Source organism: Parasphingorhabdus sp. SCSIO 66989 (assembly GCF_032852305.1).
In the GTDB taxonomy this organism is placed as follows: domain Bacteria; phylum Pseudomonadota; class Alphaproteobacteria; order Sphingomonadales; family Sphingomonadaceae; genus Alterisphingorhabdus; species Alterisphingorhabdus coralli.
Genome location: NZ_CP136594.1, coordinates 2925560 through 2946909, shown reverse-complemented (window position 1 = coordinate 2946909; position 21350 = coordinate 2925560). Strand labels below are relative to the sequence as shown.

The window sequence follows — 21350 nt, the reverse complement described above, 5'->3', positions numbered from 1 at the left end:
GCATGAGCATAGCCGTGATTAGGCTCGCCGCATGAGTCCTGCCGCCTTCACCATTGGCCGCTGGCAATTGTCGCTGGTGATGTTTCTGTTGCTGGCGGCGCTGGGTGTCAGCTCGCTGCTCACCATCACCCGCTCGGTCGATCCGCATTTTCCCATTCCGGTCGTCACCATTGTCGCCGCTCAACCCGGCGCCGATGCAGCTGATCTGGAAGAGACGGTTGCCAAGCCAATTGAGGAGGTGCTGCAGGGTCTGGATGATATCGATGAAATCAACTCGACCAGCTATGATGGGCAATCGGTCATCCGCGCCCAGTTTGACTGGGGTGGTGACGCTGACAAATATTTTGATGATGTGGTGCGCGAGGTCGGCGCGATCCGCGATCAGTTGCCTGAGGGGTTGCTGAGCCTCGACTATCGCAAGGTGCGCACCACCGAATCCGCGGTGCTGCAACTGGCATTGATGAGCGATACCGCAAGCTGGCGGCGGATGGAGAAATATGCCGGTGATCTGCAGGACGCGTTGGTGCGCTATCCCGGCATCAGGGGGGTGGATATTGATGGCCTGCCCCAGCCGGAAGTCGAAGTGGCGATTGAGCCCGGCCGGTTGGCCGAGCTCAGCATCACGCCAACAGCCGTTGCCGATGCGCTGCGCGCCGGGGGTGCGGAATTGCCGCCCGGCGCGGTGCAGAGCGGTGAACGGCGCTTCAATGTCGAGGCAGGCGGCGCGTTTCGCGATCTTGATACTATCCGCCAATTACCGGTCCGCGCCGCCAATGGCGCAACGTTGACGGTGGATGATGTCGCCGAGGTCTATTGGGGCAATAGCGAGCAGCTCTATCGCGCCCGGTTCAACGGCAAGCGCAGCGTGTTTGTTACCATCCGACAAAAGGATGGCGTCGATGTGATCCGCCTGCGCGAGCAGATTATCGCCGAGCTTGACCAGCAGAAACAGTTCCTGCCGCCGGATATGAAGCTGGAACAGATATTCGACCAGAGCCGCGATATTGAAAAGCGGCTGAGCGAGTTGACCCGCGACTTCACCATCGCGGTGACCCTGGTGATCTTCACCCTGTTGCCGCTTGGCTGGCGCGCATCGGTGATTGTGATGATCTCGATCCCGCTATCGCTGGCGTCGGGCCTGTTGGCGATTGATGCCTCGGGCTATAATCTCAGCCAGTTGACCATTGCCGGCTTTATTGTCGCGCTCGGTCTGCTGGTCGATGACTCGATTGTGGTGACCGAGAATATCGCCCGCCATTTGCGCATGGGCAAGCGACGAAGTATCGCCGCGATCGATGCCACCAAGGAGATTACGCCCGCCGTGTTGGGATCCACAGGGGTGCTGATCTTCGCCTTTGCGCCCTTGCTGTTTCTGCCTGAGGGGGCGGGGGAGTTTACCCGCTCCTTCATCTTTGCGATCATATACACCGTAGCGGCGTCGCTGGTGGTCTCGCTCACCATCATTCCGTTTCTCGCCAGCCGCATATTGTCGCGCAATGAGGATCCGGAAGGCAATGCACTGCTGCGCTGGCTGACGCATCAGATTGAGCGCTTCTATAACCCGATATTGCACCGCGCGCTGGATAATCCGCGGATGACATTCTGGGGCGCGATGGCGCTGTGTATCTCGGCTTTCGGGTTGATCCCGGTAATCGGTTTCAGCCTGTTTCCCTATGCCGACACCAGCTATTTTCTGGTGACGGTGGAGTCGGAAGAAGGCAGCAGCCTCGACCGTACCGACCGGATCACCAAGCAGATCAACACCATCCTGGCCAAGGAAGAATCGATTATCGCGCGCGCCGAGAATGTCGGTGCCGATAATCCCCAGGTCTTCTACAATGTGTTCTCCAATCGCCAGCGCACCAATTATGGCGAGACGCTGGTGGTGCTGGATGAATGGAACCCCAAGACCAGCCCCGACATGATTGCCCGTTTGCGTGAGCAATTTGACGCCATCCCCGGTGCGCGCATCAATGTCGAGCTGTTCCAGAATGGCGCGCCGGTTGCCGCTCCGATTGAGCTCAGAATTGTCGGCGATGATCTGGAGACGCTGCGCGAATATGCCGGAGAGATTGAGCAGATATTGCGCAATACGCCGGGCGCGCGCGATGTCATCAATCCGGTCAGCACCAATCGCATCGACCTAAATTTGGGATTGGATGAGCGCAAGGCGGCGCTGCTCAATATCCCGGTGGGAGAGCCAAGGCGCGCCCTGCGTCTGGCGTTGCGTGGTGAGCAGGCGGCGACCTTCCGTGACAGTGAGGGAGACAGCTATCCGGTGACAGTGCGCTTGCCGCTGGCGAATAACCAGCCGGTTTCTGCACTCGACACTGTTTATGTCGCGACCCGAACCGGCGATCCGGTGCCGCTGACCCAGATATCCAGCCCCAAGCTGGAGGCGGTGCCGCCACAGATTGCGCGCTATCAGCAGGAGCGTACCGTTACTGTCACCGCCAATGTCGAGCCCGATGTGTTGGTCACCAACGTCACCCGTGATGCGCTGCAGCGGATCGAGAAGGAGGTGGACTTCGCCCAAGGTTATCGCATCTTGGTCGGTGGCGAGACCGAGGCGATTGGCAATACCTTTTCCGGCTTCGGACCGATCATCGTCATTGCCCTTTTCGGTATCTTTGCGGTTCTGGTCGCCGAATTTGGCCGTTTCCGCGAGACTATCGTGGTCGCCGGGGTGATCCCGCTCGGCACTTTTGGCGGTCTGATTGCCTTGCTGCTTACCGGCAATTCGCTCTCCTATATGGCGATCATCGGCTTTGTCGCGCTGGTGGGTATCGAGATTAAAAACTCGATCCTGCTGGTCGATTTCACCGCCCAGCTGCGTGATCAGGGGATGCCTTTGCGCGAGGCGATTGAGCGCGCGGGTGAAGTGCGCTTCCTGCCGGTATTGTTGACATCGGTCACCGCTGTAGGCGGGCTCAGCCCATTGGCGATTGCCGGTGGCTCGCTCTACGGCCCGCTTGCCTGGGTGATTATCGGCGGGCTTATTTCGTCCACCGTGCTGTCGCGGATCATCACGCCGGTAATGTACCTGCTGATCGCCCGCCATGCCGGGGATACCGATGATAGTGGCGATACCAAGAGCGAGGCGGCTCCGGCCTAGCAGCGGTCAATGATTGCTTGAGCGGACTTGCCGGTAATCCTATCTAGAGTGCTAACACAGCACAGGATAATCATTATGAGCGAACAGACAGCGATATTGGCAGGCGGATGTTTCTGGTGCACCGAGGCGGTGTTCAATGATGTCATCGGGGTCAGCAAGGTCGAGAGTGGCTATATTGGCGGTGAGACCGAAAACCCGACCTATCGTCAGGTCTGTTCAGGCCGCACCGGCCATGCCGAGGCGATCCGCGTTACTTTTGACGATGATGTGATCAGCTATGGCGAAGTGCTGGATATCTTCTTCGCCACCCATGATCCGACGCAGCTCAATCGTCAGGGCAATGATGTCGGCACCCAATATCGCTCGGCGCTGTTCCCGCTGGACGATGCGCAGCGTGCAGAAGCCGAGGCAGGCAAGACGCGCGCGGCATCGGATTGGCCGCAGCCGATTGTCACCACAATTGAGGAGCCCAGCACCTGGTATTCTGCCGAGGACTATCATCAGGAATATTGGGAAGGCGAGGGCCAGCGTAACCCCTATTGCCTCGCCACTATCCCGCCCAAGCTGCAAAAGCTGCGAAAGAGTTTTGCCAATCGGGTAAAGTCATAGGCCGCTAAACTTGCAGAGGCAGGCGCTACCGGTTAGCCATGAGACCAATGCAATTATAAGAGGTCTTTCATGAAGCCCATTCGCAAGGCGGTATTTCCCGTCGCCGGTCTTGGCACACGTTTTCTGCCTGCGACCAAGGCCATCCCCAAAGAGATGCTGCCTGTGGTCGATCGCCCGCTTATCCAATATGCCGTAGATGAAGCGGTTGAGGCCGGTATCGAGCAGATGATCTTTGTCACCGGTCGCGGCAAAAGCGCGATTGAGGATCATTTTGATATCGCCTTCGAGCTGGAAAACACCATGACCGAGCGTGGCAAGGATCTGTCGGTGCTGGAGCCGACCCGGCTGGGCCCCGGTAACTGTGCCTATGTCCGCCAGCAGGAGCCGTTGGGGCTGGGCCATGCGGTTTGGTGCGCGCGTGATATTGTCGGCGATGAGCCTTTTGCCGTATTCCTGCCGGATGAGTTCATGCATGGCTCACCCGGCTGCATGAAGCAGATGGTTGACGCCTATCAGGGCACCGGCGGCAATCTCGTCAGTGTGCTGGAAGTGCCCGAAGAGAAGGTCTCCAGCTATGGTGTGATTGCACCGGGTAAGGCTGAAGGCAATCTGACCGAGGTGACAGGGCTGGTCGAAAAACCCAAGCGCGAAGATGCTCCGTCCAATCTCATCGTGTCGGGGCGCTATATCCTGCAACCCGAAGTCATGCGCACCTTGGAACACCAGGAAGCCGGGGCTGGCGGCGAAATTCAGCTAACCGATGCGATGGCCCAGATGATCGGCAATCAGCCTTTCCATGCGGTAACCTTTGATGGCAGGCGCTATGATTGTGGCTCGAAGACAGGCTATATCGAAGCCAATTTGGCGTTGGCGCTGGAGCGTCCTGATATGGCCGAGGAAGTGCGGGCAATGGCAAAGGCTCTGCTTGAAGAATAGCTTGCACCCTGCCCGGGCAGTTCAGCCAATAGCCATCTCTCGCTTGATATCAGGCGAGGCAAAAGGAGTAATATTGTGGTCAAAATTCCATCCGGCCTGATCATTGCGCCGCTTGCTGCGATGATGCTCTCCGGCTGCCTCGCCAAGGCCGTCGCCGATACGGCTGTGGGTGTTGTCACCCTGCCGGTCAAGGCAGTTGGGGCGGGTGTCGATGCTGTTACCGAAAGCCAGTCAGAGGCAGATGAGAAGCGGGGCCGAGCTATGCGGGAGCGTGAGGAAAGGCTCGGCAAACTCTCGCGCGAACGCGACAAGCTGCAAGAAGACTGCGCTGATGGCGATGATGACGCCTGTGATGAACTGCCCGCAGTGAATAACGAAATTCAGCGTATATTGAGCGAGCCGCGATAGTCACTTGAGTCCAGACAGATACAAGAAAGGGCGGGGAGTAACTCCCCGCCCCTTTTTTGTTCGTGGATCGGTTCCTGGTCTTAGCTGTCGTCGCTGCCGCCGATAACGCGATAGGCAATCGCGCCGAGCACGCCGCCGACAATTGGCGCGACCCAGAACAGCCAGAGCTGCTGCAGTGCAATACCACCTTCGAGCAGCGCCGGACCGGTGCTGCGCGCGGGGTTAACCGAGGTGTTGGTAACCGGAATGCTGATCAGGTGGATCAGCGTGAGGCCTAGGCCAATGGCAATAGGTGCAAAGCCTGCCGGTGCGCGCCCATCTGTGGCACCCATGATGATCATCAGGAAGAAGGCAGTCAGGATCACCTCGGCGATCAGACCGGCCATCATATTATAGCCGCCGGGCGAATGCTCGCCAAAACCGTTGGTGGCAAGCCCACCGCTAAAGCCTTCGGCACCATTGGCGATGGAGAATAGGGCAGCGGCGGCGAGAATAGCCCCGATGACTTGTGCGATAATATAGACCGGCGCTTCCTTCATCGGGAACCGCCCGCCAGCAACCAGACCCAGCGTAACCGCTGGATTGAGGTGGCAACCGGAGATATGGCCAATGGCATAGGCCATGGTCAGAACAGTAAGGCCGAAGGCAAAGGATACGCCGAGCAGGCCAATGCCCACATCGGGAAAAGCGGCTGCCAAAATGGCGCTGCCACAGCCGCCAAATACCAACCAGAATGTTCCGAGTAATTCCGCAAGTGCACGTTGAGTCATGGTTCAATCTACCCCTTTTGCAGCCAGAATGTTGCGATATGCGTTAGACAGGATGGATGATCTATCCAAGCAAAGATTGGCGGACGCATGTTCGGGGACCATATGAGGGATATGGCCCCCGAACCGCCCCATTCGCCTGCCTCTCTGCCCCCGTTAGAGAGCGACCCTAAGACAGACGAACTGTTGCTCGCGCTCGCTATAGCAGCATCCCAACTTGCCTGAGGTAAACAAATGTAACAAGCCGTTCAGCGTCTCGGCAACGCTATGGGCGGTGCTCTAATTATATCAAAATATCAGTGCTTTGATGCTGCGCGGCGCAGGCGATCATTGATAGCGGTCCCGATTCCGCTATCGGGTATTGGCGCAATGCCAATGCGCTTTCGATCACTGGCATCGGCTCGGTGCAACGCGGCATATAAACGCGCTGCCGCTTCGGCCAAATCACCTCTGGCGGACAGGGTGTCGTCGCCTGCAATCTCTCCAAATCCGATCAGCCATTGGTCCGCTGTGGATACGGTTGTCGCCAGTTGCAAAGGCTTGGTGGGCGCATAATGACTGGCCATTTGACCCGGTGCGGTGATGTGTTTGTCATCGCTCGCTATAATCGGCTCGATGCCCAGTAGATCAATTATCACCTGCGCCGCTATCGGGCCGGGCCGCAATATGCGCCAGCCATCACCTGTCACCCCAACAATGGTGGATTCCACACCCGCGCTGCATGGGCCATCATCAAGCACCAAATCGATCCGGTCCTGCAAACTGGTGGCAACATGCGCGGCTGCGGTTGGGCTGATCGCGCCGCTGCGATTGGCCGAAGGGGCGGCCAGCAGCAGGCTGGAACCATGCAATATCGTCTGCATCGCCCGATGCGCGGGGCAGCGTAGGGCAATGGTATCCAGTCCCGCTGTTACGGCTGGTGTAATCTTGGCGCGCCCATTATCGCTGAGTGGCAAAACCATCGTCAGCGGGCCGGGCCAAAAGGCCTTGGCAAGCGTTTCCGCCATGGCATTGAAGTGCGTAATGGTTCGCGCGGCAGAGACATCCGGCACATGCACGATCAGCGGATTGAAATCGGGCCGTCCCTTGGCGCGATAGATCGCCGCTACGGCATCCGCGGATGCGGCATTGGCGGCCAGGCCATAGACCGTCTCGGTCGGCAGGGCGACCGGTTGATCCGCTTGTAAAGCCTCGACAACACGGGCAATCGCATCGTCACTAAAGGCTAGGATTTCCGGTTTATCTGCACTAGTTTCCACCATCACGGGCCGCCATAGCCCCGAACTTTCAATGATTCTACGGGATAATCTCAACCGATGACTTTCACCGCGCCGACCAAGGACCAGCTTTTCGCGCTGGAGACCGCCACCAATATTGCCGAACTGGCGAACCATGACCGTTTTGCCGAGGCAGACGCCGATCTGGTGCAAGCCATTGTTGAAGGCGTCGGCCAATTTGCCGAGGGCGAATTTGCGCCGCTCAATCGCGTAGGCGATGAAGTCGGTGCCAAGCTGGTCGATGGCCGGGTGGTTATGCCTGAAGGCTTCAAGCAAGCCTATAAGGGCTATGTCGAGGCCGGGTGGAACAGCCTGTGCGCCACGCCCGATCATGGCGGGCAGGGCCTGCCCTTTGCGCTGGCGACGGTCTCGCTGGACTCGCTCGGCGCGGCGAATATGGCCTTTACCCTGTGCCCCATGCTCTCGGTCGGCGCGATTGAGGCGCTCGAACACCATGGCAGTGAGGAGCAGAAGGAACGCTATCTGCCCAAGCTGATCTCCGGCGAATGGCCGGGCACGATGAACCTCACCGAACCACAGGCGGGCAGCGATGTCGGCGCGCTGCGTACCACCGCGACGCCGCTGGGAGATGGCAAATATCAGATCAAGGGCCAGAAGATTTATATCACCTTTGGCGATCATGACATGGCCGACAATATCATCCATCTGGTTCTGGCGCGCACTCCCGATGCGCCTCCGGGGACCAAAGGTATCTCGCTGTTTCTGGTGCCGAAATATCAGCTTAATGACGATGGCACGCCGGGCAAGGAGCAGGATATCGAAACCGTCTCGATCGAGCACAAGCTCGGCATCCATGCCTCGCCCACCTGTGTGCTGCAATATGGCGAGCGCGGCGAGTGCATTGGCGAGCTGATCGGTGGCGAATTTGGCGGCATCCGCGCGATGTTCACCATGATGAACAATGCCCGGCTCAATGTCGGGCTGCAGGGCGTCGAGATTGCCGAGCGCGCAACGCAACAGGCGCTTTACTATGCGCAAGAGCGGGTGCAATCGGCACGCGCCGGTGGCGACAGCCGTGACCCGGTAGCGATTGTCGAGCATCCCGATGTCCGCCGCATGTTGCTGCGGATGAAGGCAGGCACCGAAGCGGCGCGGGCTTTGCTCTATTTTGCCGCGGGGCAGGTTGATCGCGCAACGCTCGGAATGGACGGCGCGCAGGAAAAGGTCGATATCCTCACCCCGCTGGCCAAGGGCTATGGCACCGATCTCGGCATAGAGATCGCGTCACTCGGTGTGCAGATTCACGGCGGCATGGGCTTTGTCGAGGAAACCGGTGCCGCGCAGCATTATCGCGATGCCCGCATCATGCCGATCTATGAAGGCACCAATGGCATTCAGGCCGCCGATCTAGTTGGCCGCAAACTGGCCATGCGTGGCGGCGAGGCGATGAAGGAGTTTCTCGACGAACTACGCGATATTGCGGGCAATGAGGCGCACGTCGCCGAGCTGGTCGCGGCGTGCCAGGAGGTTACCAACTGGATGCTGGGTGCGTCGGTCGATGAACGGCTGGCGGGCAGCTATGCCTTTATGACGATGATGGCGGTGGCAACATCGGGCGCGCTGATGGCGAAGCAACACCGCGTGGCGCAGGAGCGTCTCGACGCCGGAGAGGGCGACAGCGCGTTCCTAAAGGCCAAGCTGGTCACTACCCGCTATTATTGCGACCATATGGTCCCCGAAGCGCTGGGCCTGAAGGCGTCAGCCATGGGTGGTGCAGACTTGCTTTACGCACTAAGCGCGGAAGAACTGGCTGCATAGTATGTGCACCGGCAATGTGGGTGTAATGCAAGGCGGGAAAACGCTTAAATTGCAAATGGTGCCGCTTACGTGACTCGAACACGTGACCCCATCATTACGAATGATGTGCTCTACCAACTGAGCTAAAGCGGCTAACCGGTTGCTGCCAGACATGTCTGGATGCTGGGCGAGGCCGTTACCAGCACCTGTCTTTGTGCGCAAGTCCCTCGCGTCTTTCTGGCTCTCGCAATACGCTTTCCGCGCAGATATGCATCTGCGTTAACTCAGGATTTACTCTATTGCGCGAAAAGGGGACCGACCGAGCATATGCAGTGGGGCAGTTATGGACAATCACCACGGATTTGATCGACCCGATGAGGACGGCGCGGACTATGATGTCGCGACGAAACCGCACGGCGATATTGCGGGTGACGGAGATGATGACGCGGTGATGGAACCGGCACACCGATTCGGCAATGATGAGCGCCGGATGCATGTGCGCGCCTATAATCATTGGGTAATGCTGCTGGGTGATCGTTCCTTTCCGTCTATCGATGACCTTGATCTTGACCGGCTGGATGATTTCGCACCGAACAGCGTCCTGCTCGACTTTACTTCGGGAATCGATAATCCCGCAATCTCGCATATCGGGACAGCCGTCGCCGAGGAATCCGGCGTTGCCGACGATATAGGCTATGTTGCCGATATTCCCGGGCGTTCACTGCTCTCGCGCATTACCGACCATTATATGGAAATTCTCGCCAATCAGGCGCCGATTGGCTTTGAGGCGGAGTTTGTCAATCAACGTGATGTGACGGTGCTGTATCGTGGCATATTGCTGCCATTCTCCTCGGATGATGACAGCATTGATTTCGTCCTTGGCGTGATAAATTGGAAAACGGTGGCCGATCAGGCCAGCACTGACGCGCTGATGCTGGAAGTTGAGCAGGTGCTGGATGCCAATGCTGATGTAGGTTTTGATACCCCAATCTGGCCCGATGAGGATGAAACAGCTCACAGCTCGATAGATTTACCCGATGTCGCTTTTGGCCATCCGGTTGCGCATAAGGCTAAAGCCGATATTGAAACGCCCGCCGCGTCCATGGGATCAATCCCTATCCGCCGCGATTCTCTTGCCTTTTCGGTGACAGCGTCTGCTGAACTCTTGCATACCGAGGCTGTCGATTTCGGGTTGACCGTGGATCAGGAAAGCGAAGCTGATGAGTTTGTGCCTGCGGATAACGAGCCCGCCGCGCCTGATGCCGATGCGGGATTGGAAGACTGGCTTGATGATGCGCGCAATCTGGCGCTGAAAGCACTGCAATCCGAGAATCGCAGCCGTGCCGCGCTTTATCGGGCCATTGGCCGCGCCTATGATGTATCGCTGGTGGCCGCGCGCGAACCGAATGCGCTGGCGGTGATTCTCGATAATGCCGGCATAATCCAACAGGATCGCGCCCCGATGACGCCCATAGTCAAGCTGGTGTTCGGCGCGGATTATGACAAAACACGGCTTACGGAATATGCGACGGCACTTAGCCATGCGCATCGTCAGCAACTTTCGCTGGGCGCGCTTCCTGAGTATCTCAAAAGCTATGATGGCGGCCTGAAAGGCGTGGTGCGTGCCGAGCGGCGTCAGCGTCGGCCCGTTGCGGCTGTCGGCACCGACCCCGAACAGGCGCTGGCCTCTGCCTATTCCAGCTTGCGCGAAGCTCCTGAATTGCCGCTTGATTCCGTCGATCCGGGAGAAAGCGAATTTGCGGTTCTGGTAGCGCGGCGCAATGCTGCTGGCAGGATAGTTATTGTCGCCGCATTGGCCGACGATAAGGTGACCGATCATGTGGTGCGCAAGGTCGCGGGTTGAACACTGCAAGACCATATCAATTGCGGTCAATGCTGCACCTGATTAGTGCGGTAAAATACTGAAATAGTGTTACTTTGTTTCGTGGACCTTTTCGGTGCTTGAGGTGCTGGGAGAAAAGGCGCATAGGGCGTTTTAGGACCACTTCAGACCGCCCGAGGCTTTCTCCCCATGTCCCATGCCATCTCTGACGATGCTTCCCTTTCCACTTCGACTGACCAACCGCAAAATGATGCCCTTCTAGGCGCTTTGCAGGAGGCTTTTTCGCAAGGCGCTTTGCCCGGCGAGAATGACGGGTTCAACGATGACGCTTCACGCGAGGCGGCGCAGTTTGCGCTGACTACAATGATGCATCGGGAGCGTGCCAAGCCAGCTATTGCTATCGACACCGATGCTAGTGGCGATGGCCGACGGACAATGCGCATGGCGGTGATCAACCGCGACATGCCGTTCCTGGTCGACTCTATTGCCAATGAGGTGAGCGCGGCAGGTCTCGATATTCACCGCATCATTCACCCGGTACTGTCGGTGCGCCGTGATGATGAGGGCAATCTGACCGAGATCATGTCACGCGACGCGTCGGGCGAACGGCAAGAATCGATTGTCTATATCGAGATGCAGCGCGCCGATGCCAAGGTGCGCAAGCAACTGCACAGCGCAGTCGAGCAAATGTTGGCCGACGTTCGCGCAACGGTGCAGGACTGGCCTTTGCTGCAACATGCCATGTCCGCCGATGCGGAGAATATTGCCGATCCTGAGGGGGCTGCGCTGCTGCGCTGGTTTATTGATCGCAATATGACCCAGTTGGCGCATCATATCTGGGATCTGGACAGTAGCATTCGTGATGCCAAAGGCTTTGTTCGCGTATCATCCGAGCCTGTACTCGCCGAGGCCAATTATCGCAAAGCGGTGCAATGGTTTGAGAATGGCGGTTCGGTGCCGCTGATCGTCAAATCCAACCGGCTCTCCACCGTGCATCGCCGGGTGCCGATGGACTTGGTCATCCTGCCGCTGCGCGCAGATGGCAAGATCACCGGCCTTTCGGTGCATTGCGGCATCTGGACCAGCGCCGCTTTGGTCACCGCGCCGGACAAGGTGCCGCTGCTGCGCGCGCATCTCAAGACAATCAATGACAAGTTCGGCTTTGATTCGTCGGGACATGCCGGCAAGGCGCTGGCGCATGCGCTGACCTCACTGCCGCATGACCTATTGATCGCTTTCAAGACAGAAGACATTGAGCGCGCGGCGCTGACCTTTATGTCGCTGGCGGATCGGCCCCGGCCCAAGCTGATTACGATTGAATCCTCGCTTGAACGGCATTTGTTCGCCTTTGTCTGGCTGCCGCGTGATGAGGTTTCGACTGGTCGCCGGATCGCGATTGAGAAGATGCTCACCGAAGCTGCCAATGCCAAGACGCTGAGTTGGACCATCTCGTTGGAAGACGGCCAGGTGGCAATGCTTCGCTATGTGCTTGATCTGCGTGACAATGGTCGTGTCCCTGATGGCGCGAAACTGGATGCGCAGTTGAAGGATATGGTGCGTGGTTGGCTGCCCGAGGTGGAAAATGCTCTGGGTGAATTGGGCGATGAAAGCCGCGCTGCCGCCTTGGCAAGCCGCTATGCCGAGGCCTTTCCCGCAAGTTACCGCATGGAATGCGGCGCGCAGGAAGCGGCGACCGATATCTTGCGGCTCCATGCGCTGGACGATGATAATCGCCGGTCGGCACGGCTTTATGCGGTGTCCGATGATGCGACTAACGGTCTGCATCTAAAGCTCTACAATGTGCGCGGGTCCATTGCGCTGTCCGAAGCGGTCCCAGTGCTGGAGCATTTCGGTTTTGATGTGGCCGAAGAGGTGCCAACGCCGCTGGCCGATGGTGAGCTTGGCTATATCCATGATTTCACGCTGGTAGCGCAGGGCATGGTTAAACCCGAGACGATATTGGAGCGCGCGAAGCTGCTCGAAGACGCTATCGCCAATGTGCTTGATGGCCGCGCCGAGGATGATGGCTTTAATCAGCTGATCACGATCAATGGCCTGACCGCAGATGATGTGATTCTGCTGCGCGCATGGTTCCGTTATTTGCGTCAGACCGGTATGCCTTATGGTCTTGGCACCTTTGTCGATGCGCTGCGCGATGCGCCGCAGGTGACCAGCGCACTGATGGTGCTGTTCCGCGCCCGGCATGACCCGACTTTCGACAAGGACCGTGAAAAGGCTGAGGAACTGGCGCAGCGGTCTATCCGTAGCGGGCTGACGCAGGTGTCGGCTATTGATGATGACCGCCTTCTGCGTCTGCTTCGTGACCTGATCCTCGCAATCTTGCGCACCAATGCTTTTGCGTCGGGCAACAATGCGGTTCTGGCGTTCAAGATTGAAAGCGCCAAAGTGCCGGGTCTTCCCAAGCCGCTGCCCTGGCGCGAGATTTTCGTCTATGCGCCGAGCGTTGAAGGTGTGCATTTGCGTGCCGGTGCCGTGGCACGTGGCGGCCTGCGTTGGTCTGACCGGCGCGATGACTTCCGTACCGAGATTCTCGGCCTGATGAAAGCGCAGCGCGTCAAGAACGCGGTGATTGTGCCGACCGGTGCCAAAGGCGGCTTTTTCGCCAAATCGCTCCCCGATCCGGCGCGTGATCGCGATGCCTGGGCCGCGGCGGGCAAAGAGGCGTATAAGAAATTTATCCGCTCGCTGCTCTCGATCACCGACAATATTGTCGATGGCGAAGTGGTCCATCCTGACGGCGTGCATGTCCGTGATGGTGTGGACCCCTATTTCGTGGTCGCCGCCGACAAAGGCACGGCGACCTTCTCCGACACCGCCAATGGTATTGCCGAAGAGGCCGGTTTCTGGCTGGGTGATGCCTTCGCCAGCGGCGGCAGCCAAGGCTATGACCATAAGGCCATGGGTATCACCGCACGTGGTGCCTGGGTCTCGGTGCAGCGTCACTTCCTGGAAATGGGCGTGGATGTGCAGAGCCAGCCGGTCAATGTCATCGGCTGCGGCGATATGTCGGGCGATGTCTTCGGCAACGGCATGCTGCTCTCCAAGGCGATCAAGCTGGTCGCCGCCTTTGACCATCGCAATATCTTTATCGATCCTGACCCCATCCCGGCGAAAAGCTGGGTAGAGCGCAAGCGACTGTTTGATCTGCCGCGTTCGAGCTGGGAGGACTATGATGCCAAACTGATTTCCAAGGGCGGTGCAGTGTTCTCGCGTTCACAAAAATCGCTGACGCTGACACCCGAGATACAGACGCTCCTGGGTCTGGAGCAGGATGAGATTGAACCGGATGCGTTGATCACCGCCATTCTCAAGTCCGAGGCTGATCTGCTATGGTTTGGTGGTATCGGCACCTATATCAAGGCGGCGCATGAGAATAATCTCGACGTAGGTGACCCCGCCAATGATGTCCTTCGCGTCAATGCTGAAGATCTGCGCTGCAAGGTGATAGGCGAGGGCGCCAATCTCGGCATTACCCAGGCGGGTCGTATCGCCTTTTCGCTCGATGGTGGTCGGGTCAATACCGACTTTATCGACAATAGCGCCGGCGTTGATTGCTCGGACAATGAGGTCAACATCAAGATTGCACTGGGACAGGCGGTGCGCGCCGGAGCGCTGTCCACCGACGACCGCAACAGCCTGCTGGAAAGTATGACCGATGCAGTCGCCGATCTGGTACTGGCGGATAATCGTTTTCAGGCGCTCGGCCTGTCCATTGCCGAGAGCGGCGGTGCCGATACGCTGCCGTCCTATATCCGGTTGATTGAGTCGTTCGAGGAAATGGGACGGCTCGACCGCGAGGTTGAGGGCATTGCCGATAATGATACGCTGAAACGCCGTATCGCCGATGATCAAGGCCTGACCCGGCCTGAACTGGCGGTGCTGTTGTCGACCGCCAAGCTCAGCCTGCAGGACGCGATTGAAGCCAGCCCGATTGCCGATGATCCTTCAATGGAGCCCGAACTGCTGGCTGCCTTCCCAGAGGCGATGCAGCAGGATTTTGCCGACCAGATCACAGGGCACCAGCTGCGTAAAGAGTTGATTGCCACCAAGCTGGCCAATCGCATTATCAACCGATTGGGCATTATCCATCCGATGGCCCTGGCGGAAGAAGAAGGCTGTTCGCTCGGCCATGTCGCCATCGCCTTTGTCGCGGCGGAACGGCTGTTCGATATGACCAGCCTCTGGGAGAAGCTGGATAAAGCCCCGATGGATGAGCAGGTGCGGTTGATGCTGTTTGATCGCGCGGCCTTGGCGCTGCGCTCGCAAATGGCGGATATTATCCGCCAGACCAGTGCAACAACATTGCCGGGTACGATCGTCGAGCAATTCGCCGCGCCAGTGGCCAAGCTGTCTGACAAGGTGGACGAGTTGCTCAGCGCTGAGTCACGCAGCCAGCACCATGAGCTCGAAGAATCGCTATGCAGCGACGGCGCGCCGAAAGAAATGGCAGCGCTGATTGCATGGTTGTTCAAGATGGATGGTGCAGTTGGCCTCGCCCAGCTTTCGCTGCAATCGGGAATCGCGCCCGATATCGTCACCCGCGCCTTTTCTGATCTTGGATCTGCCCTGGCACTCGACTGGGTGCAGATGACCGCAGCGCGGATGAGTCCGACCGACCCATGGGAGCGGTTGCTGGTCTCCGGCATGGCCCGCGATTTTCAGCAGATGCGCCGCGATTTTCTTGCTGAGGCCGATGATCCGGTTGCGCATGCACAGGGCTGGATCGCGGCCAATGCTGATCGCATTACCCAATTCCGTCGCTTGGTAAAACGCGCCCAACTCTCGGTCCCGCCCAGCGTCTCGATGCTGGCGCAGATCGCCAATCAGGCGCGGATGCTGCTCCAGCGCGGATAGACAGTCCTTTGGCTCTTCACGCTGTGTTGCTTGATATAAAACTCAGTATCTCTGGGATATTTTGAGTAACAATCTGTAAATCCACCCTAAAACGGCATGACCTATGCGGCATGTCACAGGGCCAGTTGGTTAGGCACATAGGTGTTTCTCCGTAATTCGCGGAGAAGCAATAATGAAGTTGCTGATTGCATTGCTGGGTTTTGTCACGGCAATCATCATCTATGCAGCCGGCCCCACCGGCCATCAAAGCACCGGGGTAACCGCCGCTGGAGTGCTGCGCATGACTTTTGCCATTATCTACTCCATGTCACCCAAAGAGGCGGATGGTGCCACTGCTCCAGCGTCCCAGTCTGGCGAGACCGAGGGCATTCAGGAAGGCCAGGCCAGCTTTGCCTAGCAGTTCTTCTGGCCAGGCAGCCCAGTGCTGATCCTGCTGGCTAATTCCCCAAATAGCGCAATGTCTGCGCCAGCGAGTTAATAGCGCCATGGGCGAAGATCAGCGGCAGGATGTTTTTGCGGCCAACCCAGATATAGATCAGGGCGAATGCCAGGCCTGCTGCTCCGGTAACGAGCGCACCATAAATGCCCTGATAATAATAGTGCCGATAGCCAAAGAAGACGGAAGAGAACAGCACGGCGATAAGGTCCGCCCTTAGCCCACCGCCCAAAAAGCTGCTTGATCGGTCAATGATAAAGGCTCTGAAAAGCAGCTCCTCGAAGAATGAGCCATGCGTCCAGACCAAGGCCATGATCCCTATATAGGCCCATAAATTGCCTTCGACATGATCAAAGCGACCGCTTGTGCCGACTTTTTCAAAGAAGTGGTCGGCAACAAACTGCATGGACCCGGTGGCCGCAACAAATGCGACCATGGATAGAAGCGTTAAAGCGGCGATTTTCCACCAGCTTTCCGGCCATTTGAAACCCAACGCCTTCCAGCTTGAACCGCGACGCCATAGCAAATAGGTGGCGACGATCATCGCGCTGGTTGTCGAGGCGGGGCCGGCATAGAGATAGGTGAAAGGCAAGAGCGACTGCTTCACTCCAACCAGCACCGCCATCACGATGAGCAAGTCACCCAGTGCGCCGAGATGCCATCGGCCGGTTTTTTGCTGTGGTGTTTCGAGTGGCTGTATTTCTGCAGGCAAGATGAGGCCCTTTCACAAATCAGGTGTATTGTATTACTAATACACCTGATTTGTCTGTGCAAGTCGTTGTGTCGGTTTGCCTAAAAAGACTTTGCCAGTTGCAATATCCCGTGAATGGTCAGGCCAACCAGGCCGCCAACCAGCGTGCCGTTGATGCGGATAAACTGCAGATCGCGACCTACCGCCCCTTCTACCCGCGCGGTCAGGGTGCGCGTGTCCCAGCCGCGTACGGTTTCCGATATGAGGCGGACAATCTGGTCGCCATAACGGGTGGCGACGCCGACCAAGGTGCGGCGGGCGAAGCGGTTGACCTGTATCTGCAACTCGCCTTCTTGCATCAGGGCGTCGCCGACCTGTTCGAGGCTCTGGCTGAACTGGCCAGAGAGCGAACGATCAGGGTCGCGTGCGGCGGTGAGCAGGGCGGTGCGACCGCGCTCCCACAGGCCGTCGATCCAGCGGCCCATAGCGGGATTGGAGATAACCTCGGCTTTGATATCGGCAACGCGCTGGTGCATTTTCGGGTCGTTGATCAGGTCATCGGCCAGCGTCGCTAGGCCTTCTTCGACCTTTTCGCGTAAGGGGTGCTCAGGATCATCGGCGACCTCTGTGAGCAGCTTATAGAGACCATCGACAACACCATTGGCGAGCCGGTCATCCAGCCCGGTCCAGCGCATGATCGTGTTGGCCTTTTCATGCACCATATCGCGGATCAGATGCTCATTGGCCTCTAATGTACGGGCGCCCCAGAGGATGAAGCTGTCGATCAGCGGGCGATGACGGCCATCGGCGATCGAGGCTTTCAATATCTGACCAAGCAGCGGCGCGATCTGCAGCGTCGTCAGTTGCTGGCGTAGAGCGCTTTTGACGATGCCGCCGAGCTTGTCATTGTCCAGCGACTCCATCACATCGGCGAACAGGCTGGAGAGCCCCAACCGCATCGCGCTCTCGCCAACAGCATCACCCTCATGCTCACGAATAAGAAAACGCCCGGCCGCCGCCGCGACATTCATATTGCGCATACGCCGCGCCATCACCTTGGGAATCAGAAAGTTACTGCGCAGAAACCCGGCCATGGTGGTGGCGATGCGGTCCTTGTTATTGGGGATGATCGCGGTGTGCGGGATCGGCAGGCCGAGCGGATGACGGAACAGCGCAGTAACGGCAAACCAGTCGGCAAGACCGCCGACCAAGGCCGCCTCTGAAAAAGCGACGACATAGCCCCATGCCGGATGCTGCGCTTCCAGTTGCAGGGCACCGATAAACACCAGCGCCATCAGCAATAGCAAAGATGTCGCGACGATACGCATTCGCCGCGCGCGATCCTCCTGTGCCGGAACTTGCCCCCCGGAGAAGCCGGTATTGCTAACTGACGTCACTCGGCGGGTTGTATACCCGGTGAGCCGCTGCTGTCATCCCCTGTTCTGGCAGGCTTGGCATCACCCGGATTATAGGTCAGCAATTTGCGCCGTAGCCATGGGCCCATGCGCTTCTCAACCCCGTCGGCGAGGCTGAAGCCAGCAGGAACGATCAGCAGCGTGAGCAGCGTCGACATGATCAGGCCGCCAATCACCACCGTACCCATAGGCGCGCGCCAGGCGCCATCGCCGGATAGCGACAGGGCAGTGGGAACCATACCGGCGGTCATCGCGACGGTGGTCATCACGATAGGCTGCGCACGCTTATGTCCTGCCTCGACAATGGCGGCGAATTTGTCGGTGCCCGTCGCCATTTCCTCAATCGCAAAGTCGATCAGCAGGATCGAGTTTTTCGACACAATGCCGAGCAACATCAACACCCCGATCATCACAGGCATGGAAAGTGGCTGGCCAACGGCCCAGACTAGGAAGATGCCACCTAGCGGTGCCAGCGCGAGCGAGCACATATTCACGAGTGGCGACATCAGGCGTTTGTAGAGCAGCACCAGAACGGCAAACACCAGAAACACGCCAGACACCAGCGCGATGATGAAGTTTTCTGCCAGCTCCTGCTGCCATTCCGCATCCCCTACTGGTGCAGTGCTGACACCGGTCGGCAGATTCTTCATAACCGGCAAATTGTCGATCTGTTGCTGCGCCGTTCCGGTCACAATCCCCTTGGCCAGATCGGCTCCGATCAGGACACGGCGGCTCTGATTGAAGCGCTGGATGGACGTGGGGCCCGCGCCATAGCTGATATCGGCGACACGGCTAAGTGGAACCGAGCCGCCTGTAGCAGTCGGCACGGGCAGATTCTCGATTGTTGAAAGGTCCTGTCGTGAAGACTGCGGCAGCATCACACGAATGGGAATTTGCCTGTCGGACAATGAGAATTGGGCAATATTCTGCTCGATCTCACCCAGTGTTGCGATGCGGATTGTCTGGCTGAGCGCTGCGGTGGTGATACCCAGTTCCGCTGCCAATTCGGTTCTTGGCTCGATGATGATTTCCGGGCGCCTCATATCGCCCTCAACACGGGGAGCGACGAGGGTATCGAGCCCTTTCATCTGCTCGACCAGATCGGCTGCCGCTTTTTGCAGCACATCCGGGTCAGAGCCCGAAAGCAGCACGGTGATATCACGGCCGCTGCCAAAACCGCCTGATTGCGACTGGAAGCGAACGCGCGCATCGGGAATCTTGGCGAGTACCGGTGCAAGATTGCGCTCCCATTCAATCGAAGTTTTTTCACGATCTTTTTTCAGCGTAATGAAGATGCTGCTTTCGCTACCGGAACGGACGCGTTTCAGCGCCATTTCGACTTCCGGTTGCTCATACATCAGCTCCGCTACCGAATCGACAATCTGTTCTTTCTGTTGAAGAGTGGTTCCCGGTACCACACTAATAGTGATCTGACTGTTGTCAGAGTTGGTGGTCGGTTGGAACTGTTGCGGCGTGACGGCGAAAAGCACAAGCGTAAGGAGAAATGCCAAGACACCGAGGCCCATCATCCACATGCGATGGTCAAGAAAGCGAGCCCCGATGCGACGTGGCAGTCGCGCAAACCAACCGGCATCAGGGTCACCGGCAGCCTTGAAGCGCTGCGCAGCGCTGTTGTCGAGGGTCCAGCGCAAAATTCCCATATAGCGGTCCATCAATGGACCTTCGCCATGTTCGGCATGGCCCTTTGCCTTAAGGAAATAAGCCGCCATAAGCGGCGTTATCATGCGCGCAACCGCCAGCGACATCAGTACCGAGACAACTACGGTAATACCGAAGTTTTTGAAGAACTGCCCGGAAATGCCTGGCATCAGGCCAACCGGAAGGAACACAGCGACGATACAGAAAGAGGTGGCAACAACTGCCAGGCCGATTTCATCCGCCGCGTCGATAGAGGCTTGATAGGCCGATTTGCCCATCCGCATATGGCGTACGATATTCTCGATCTCCACAATCGCGTCATCGACAAGCACGCCGGCGACCAAGCCCAAAGCCAGCAGTGAAAGCTGGTTAAGATTGAAGTCGAGCAAATCCATAAACCAGAAAGTCGGAATGGCAGACAGCGGGATCGCAACAGCGGAGATAATGGTCGCGCGCCAGTCACGAAGGAAGAAGAAGACAACAACAACCGCCAATATCGCGCCTTCAACCATAGCGGCGATAGAGCTTTCATATTGATCTTGCGTATATTTGACGGTGTTGAACAGCTTGATGAATTTGATACCCGGGTTTTCCGCCTCAATCTTGGCTATTTCTTCCAGTGCCTCTTCATAGGTCGACACATCGGACGCGCCTTTGGCGCGCGACATGGAGAAATTGACGACCTCCTTGTCCTTCACCTTGCTGATCGATGTTCGTTCGGCAAAGCCGTCACGGACGGTGGCGACATCGGAGAGCTTGATGGTCGTTCCATTGAGCAGGCTGATCTGAGTCTGTGACAGCTCATAGGCGTCCTTGGAGTTGCCTAGCACGCGCACCGATTGCTCGGCGCCGCCGACTTCGACCCGCCCGCCAGCAGCATTGAGATTGACCTGGCGCAGCACATTGTTGATCTGGCTGGCGGTCACGCCGAGCGACTGCATCTTGGCTGGATCGACGATCACCTGAATCTCGCGATCTACGCCACCAAAGCGGTCCACTTCGGCCATGCCGTTAATCTTGAGCAGCCGCTTTGAAACAGTGTCATCGACAAACCAGCTCAGCTGTTCGATGGTCATATCATCGGCTTCAACCGCGAAGATGCCGAGAAAACCGCCGGCGATCTCGATCTTGCTGACAAACGGCTCCTGAATGCCATCAGGCAGACTTCCCCTGATCGAGTCCACCGCGTTTTTGACCTCTGACACCGCATCATTGGGGTCGGTGCCTACGACAAATTCGACACTGGTGTTGGAAACGCTCTCGCTGGCCGTAGAGGTGATCTGTCGCACGCCGCTGATCGAGCGCACGGTTGACTCCACCCGTTGCGTAATCTGGTTTTCAATCTCTGTTGGTGCGGCACCGGGTTGGGTTATGGTGACATTGACCGCAGGAAACTCAACATCGGGGTTGTTGACAACGTCCATGCGCGCAAAGCTGAGCATTCCAGCCAGCAGCAACATGGTGAAGAATACCAGCGGGATCACCGGGTTGCGGATGGACCATGCGGAGATGTTACGAAAATTCATTGTCCTGTCCCAATCAACTGGTTAGCCGTGGCATT

Annotated in this window: 13 protein-coding genes and 1 tRNA gene; 8 read left to right on the top strand and 6 right to left on the bottom strand. The window is 57.9% G+C overall.

Going from position 1 to position 21350, the window contains the following annotated elements:
- The first annotated feature begins 31 nt into the window (after window positions 1–31).
- The 4 genes from RB602_RS13730 (at window position 32) to RB602_RS13715 (ending at window position 5068) form a co-directional block, all read left to right on the top strand.
- A complete protein-coding gene (locus RB602_RS13730) occupies window positions 32–3115 on the top strand; it encodes an efflux RND transporter permease subunit (protein ID WP_317081292.1) in 3084 nt (1027 codons plus the stop codon).
- 75 nt (window positions 3116–3190) lie between these two features.
- The gene (gene msrA / locus RB602_RS13725; protein ID WP_317081290.1) at window positions 3191–3724 is read left to right on the top strand and encodes a peptide-methionine (S)-S-oxide reductase MsrA; all 534 of its coding nucleotides are present in this window, start codon (window positions 3191–3193) and stop codon (window positions 3722–3724) included.
- 69 nt (window positions 3725–3793) lie between these two features.
- Window positions 3794–4660, top strand: a complete 867-nt coding sequence (galU, locus tag RB602_RS13720) for a UTP--glucose-1-phosphate uridylyltransferase GalU (protein ID WP_317081288.1) — start codon at window positions 3794–3796, stop codon at window positions 4658–4660.
- Between the two features lie 75 nt (window positions 4661–4735).
- Window positions 4736–5068 (top strand): hypothetical protein, encoded by a 333-nt coding sequence (locus tag RB602_RS13715; protein ID WP_317081286.1) that lies wholly within the window; start codon window positions 4736–4738, stop codon window positions 5066–5068.
- Between the two features lie 80 nt (window positions 5069–5148).
- On the opposite strand, the gene aqpZ is transcribed toward RB602_RS13715, so the two are convergent.
- Entirely contained in the window at window positions 5149–5838 is a 690-nt protein-coding gene (gene aqpZ, locus RB602_RS13710; protein WP_317081284.1) for an aquaporin Z, read from the bottom strand.
- A 293-nt stretch (window positions 5839–6131) separates the two neighbouring features.
- A complete protein-coding gene (locus tag RB602_RS13705) occupies window positions 6132–7097 on the bottom strand; it encodes an L-threonylcarbamoyladenylate synthase (RefSeq protein WP_317081282.1) in 966 nt (321 codons plus the stop codon).
- 54 nt (window positions 7098–7151) lie between these two features.
- Here RB602_RS13705 and RB602_RS13700 point away from each other — a divergent pair, with 54 nt between their 5' ends.
- The gene (locus RB602_RS13700; protein ID WP_317081280.1) at window positions 7152–8891 is read left to right on the top strand and encodes an acyl-CoA dehydrogenase family protein; all 1740 of its coding nucleotides are present in this window, start codon (window positions 7152–7154) and stop codon (window positions 8889–8891) included.
- A gap of 56 nt (window positions 8892–8947) precedes the next feature.
- Here the strand turns inward: RB602_RS13700 and RB602_RS13695 are convergent.
- Window positions 8948–9023 (bottom strand) — tRNA-Thr (locus RB602_RS13695).
- A 190-nt stretch (window positions 9024–9213) separates the two neighbouring features.
- Between RB602_RS13695 and RB602_RS13690 the strand changes: the two genes are divergently transcribed.
- The 3 genes from RB602_RS13690 (at window position 9214) to RB602_RS13680 (ending at window position 15985) form a co-directional block, all read left to right on the top strand.
- Window positions 9214–10734 (top strand): PAS domain-containing protein, encoded by a 1521-nt coding sequence (locus RB602_RS13690; protein WP_406568376.1) that lies wholly within the window; start codon window positions 9214–9216, stop codon window positions 10732–10734.
- 168 nt (window positions 10735–10902) lie between these two features.
- Window positions 10903–15588, top strand: a complete 4686-nt coding sequence (locus tag RB602_RS13685) for an NAD-glutamate dehydrogenase domain-containing protein (protein WP_317081279.1) — start codon at window positions 10903–10905, stop codon at window positions 15586–15588.
- A 172-nt stretch (window positions 15589–15760) separates the two neighbouring features.
- Window positions 15761–15985, top strand: a complete 225-nt coding sequence (locus RB602_RS13680; RefSeq protein ID WP_317081277.1) for a hypothetical protein — start codon at window positions 15761–15763, stop codon at window positions 15983–15985.
- Between the two features lie 40 nt (window positions 15986–16025).
- On the opposite strand, the gene RB602_RS13675 is transcribed toward RB602_RS13680, so the two are convergent.
- The 3 genes from RB602_RS13675 to RB602_RS13665 all read right to left on the bottom strand — a co-directional run bounded on the left by RB602_RS13675 (window position 16026) and on the right by RB602_RS13665 (window position 21315).
- The gene (locus RB602_RS13675; protein ID WP_317081276.1) at window positions 16026–16736 is read right to left on the bottom strand and encodes a CPBP family intramembrane glutamic endopeptidase; all 711 of its coding nucleotides are present in this window, start codon (window positions 16734–16736) and stop codon (window positions 16026–16028) included.
- 80 nt (window positions 16737–16816) lie between these two features.
- Window positions 16817–18043 carry a DUF445 domain-containing protein gene (locus tag RB602_RS13670; RefSeq protein WP_317084561.1) on the bottom strand — a complete coding sequence of 409 codons (1227 nt, stop codon included), beginning with the start codon at window positions 18041–18043 and terminating at the stop codon, window positions 16817–16819.
- A 65-nt stretch (window positions 18044–18108) separates the two neighbouring features.
- Complete coding sequence (locus tag RB602_RS13665; RefSeq protein ID WP_317081274.1) at window positions 18109–21315, bottom strand: efflux RND transporter permease subunit; 3207 nt, start codon at window positions 21313–21315, stop codon at window positions 18109–18111.
- Window positions 21316–21350: the final 35 nt, after the last annotated feature.

Bases quoted from the DNA above. Each gene is read 5' to 3' on its own strand.
- RB602_RS13730 (WP_317081292.1), top strand. From the start codon at position 32: ATGAGTCCTGCCGCCTTCACCATTGGCCGCTGGCAATTGTCGCTGGTG.
- msrA (WP_317081290.1), top strand. From the start codon at position 3,191: ATGAGCGAACAGACAGCGATATTGGCAGGCGGATGTTTCTGGTGCACC.
- galU (WP_317081288.1), top strand. From the start codon at position 3,794: ATGAAGCCCATTCGCAAGGCGGTATTTCCCGTCGCCGGTCTTGGCACA.
- aqpZ (WP_317081284.1), bottom strand. From the start codon at position 5,838: ATGACTCAACGTGCACTTGCGGAATTACTCGGAACATTCTGGTTGGTA.
- RB602_RS13705 (WP_317081282.1), bottom strand. From the start codon at position 7,097: ATGGTGGAAACTAGTGCAGATAAACCGGAAATCCTAGCCTTTAGTGAC.
- RB602_RS13700 (WP_317081280.1), top strand. From the start codon at position 7,152: ATGACTTTCACCGCGCCGACCAAGGACCAGCTTTTCGCGCTGGAGACC.
- RB602_RS13690 (WP_406568376.1), top strand. From the start codon at position 9,214: ATGGACAATCACCACGGATTTGATCGACCCGATGAGGACGGCGCGGAC.
- RB602_RS13685 (WP_317081279.1), top strand. From the start codon at position 10,903: ATGTCCCATGCCATCTCTGACGATGCTTCCCTTTCCACTTCGACTGAC.
- RB602_RS13680 (WP_317081277.1), top strand. From the start codon at position 15,761: ATGAAGTTGCTGATTGCATTGCTGGGTTTTGTCACGGCAATCATCATC.
- RB602_RS13670 (WP_317084561.1), bottom strand. From the start codon at position 18,043: ATGCGTATCGTCGCGACATCTTTGCTATTGCTGATGGCGCTGGTGTTT.
- RB602_RS13665 (WP_317081274.1), bottom strand. From the start codon at position 21,315: ATGAATTTTCGTAACATCTCCGCATGGTCCATCCGCAACCCGGTGATC.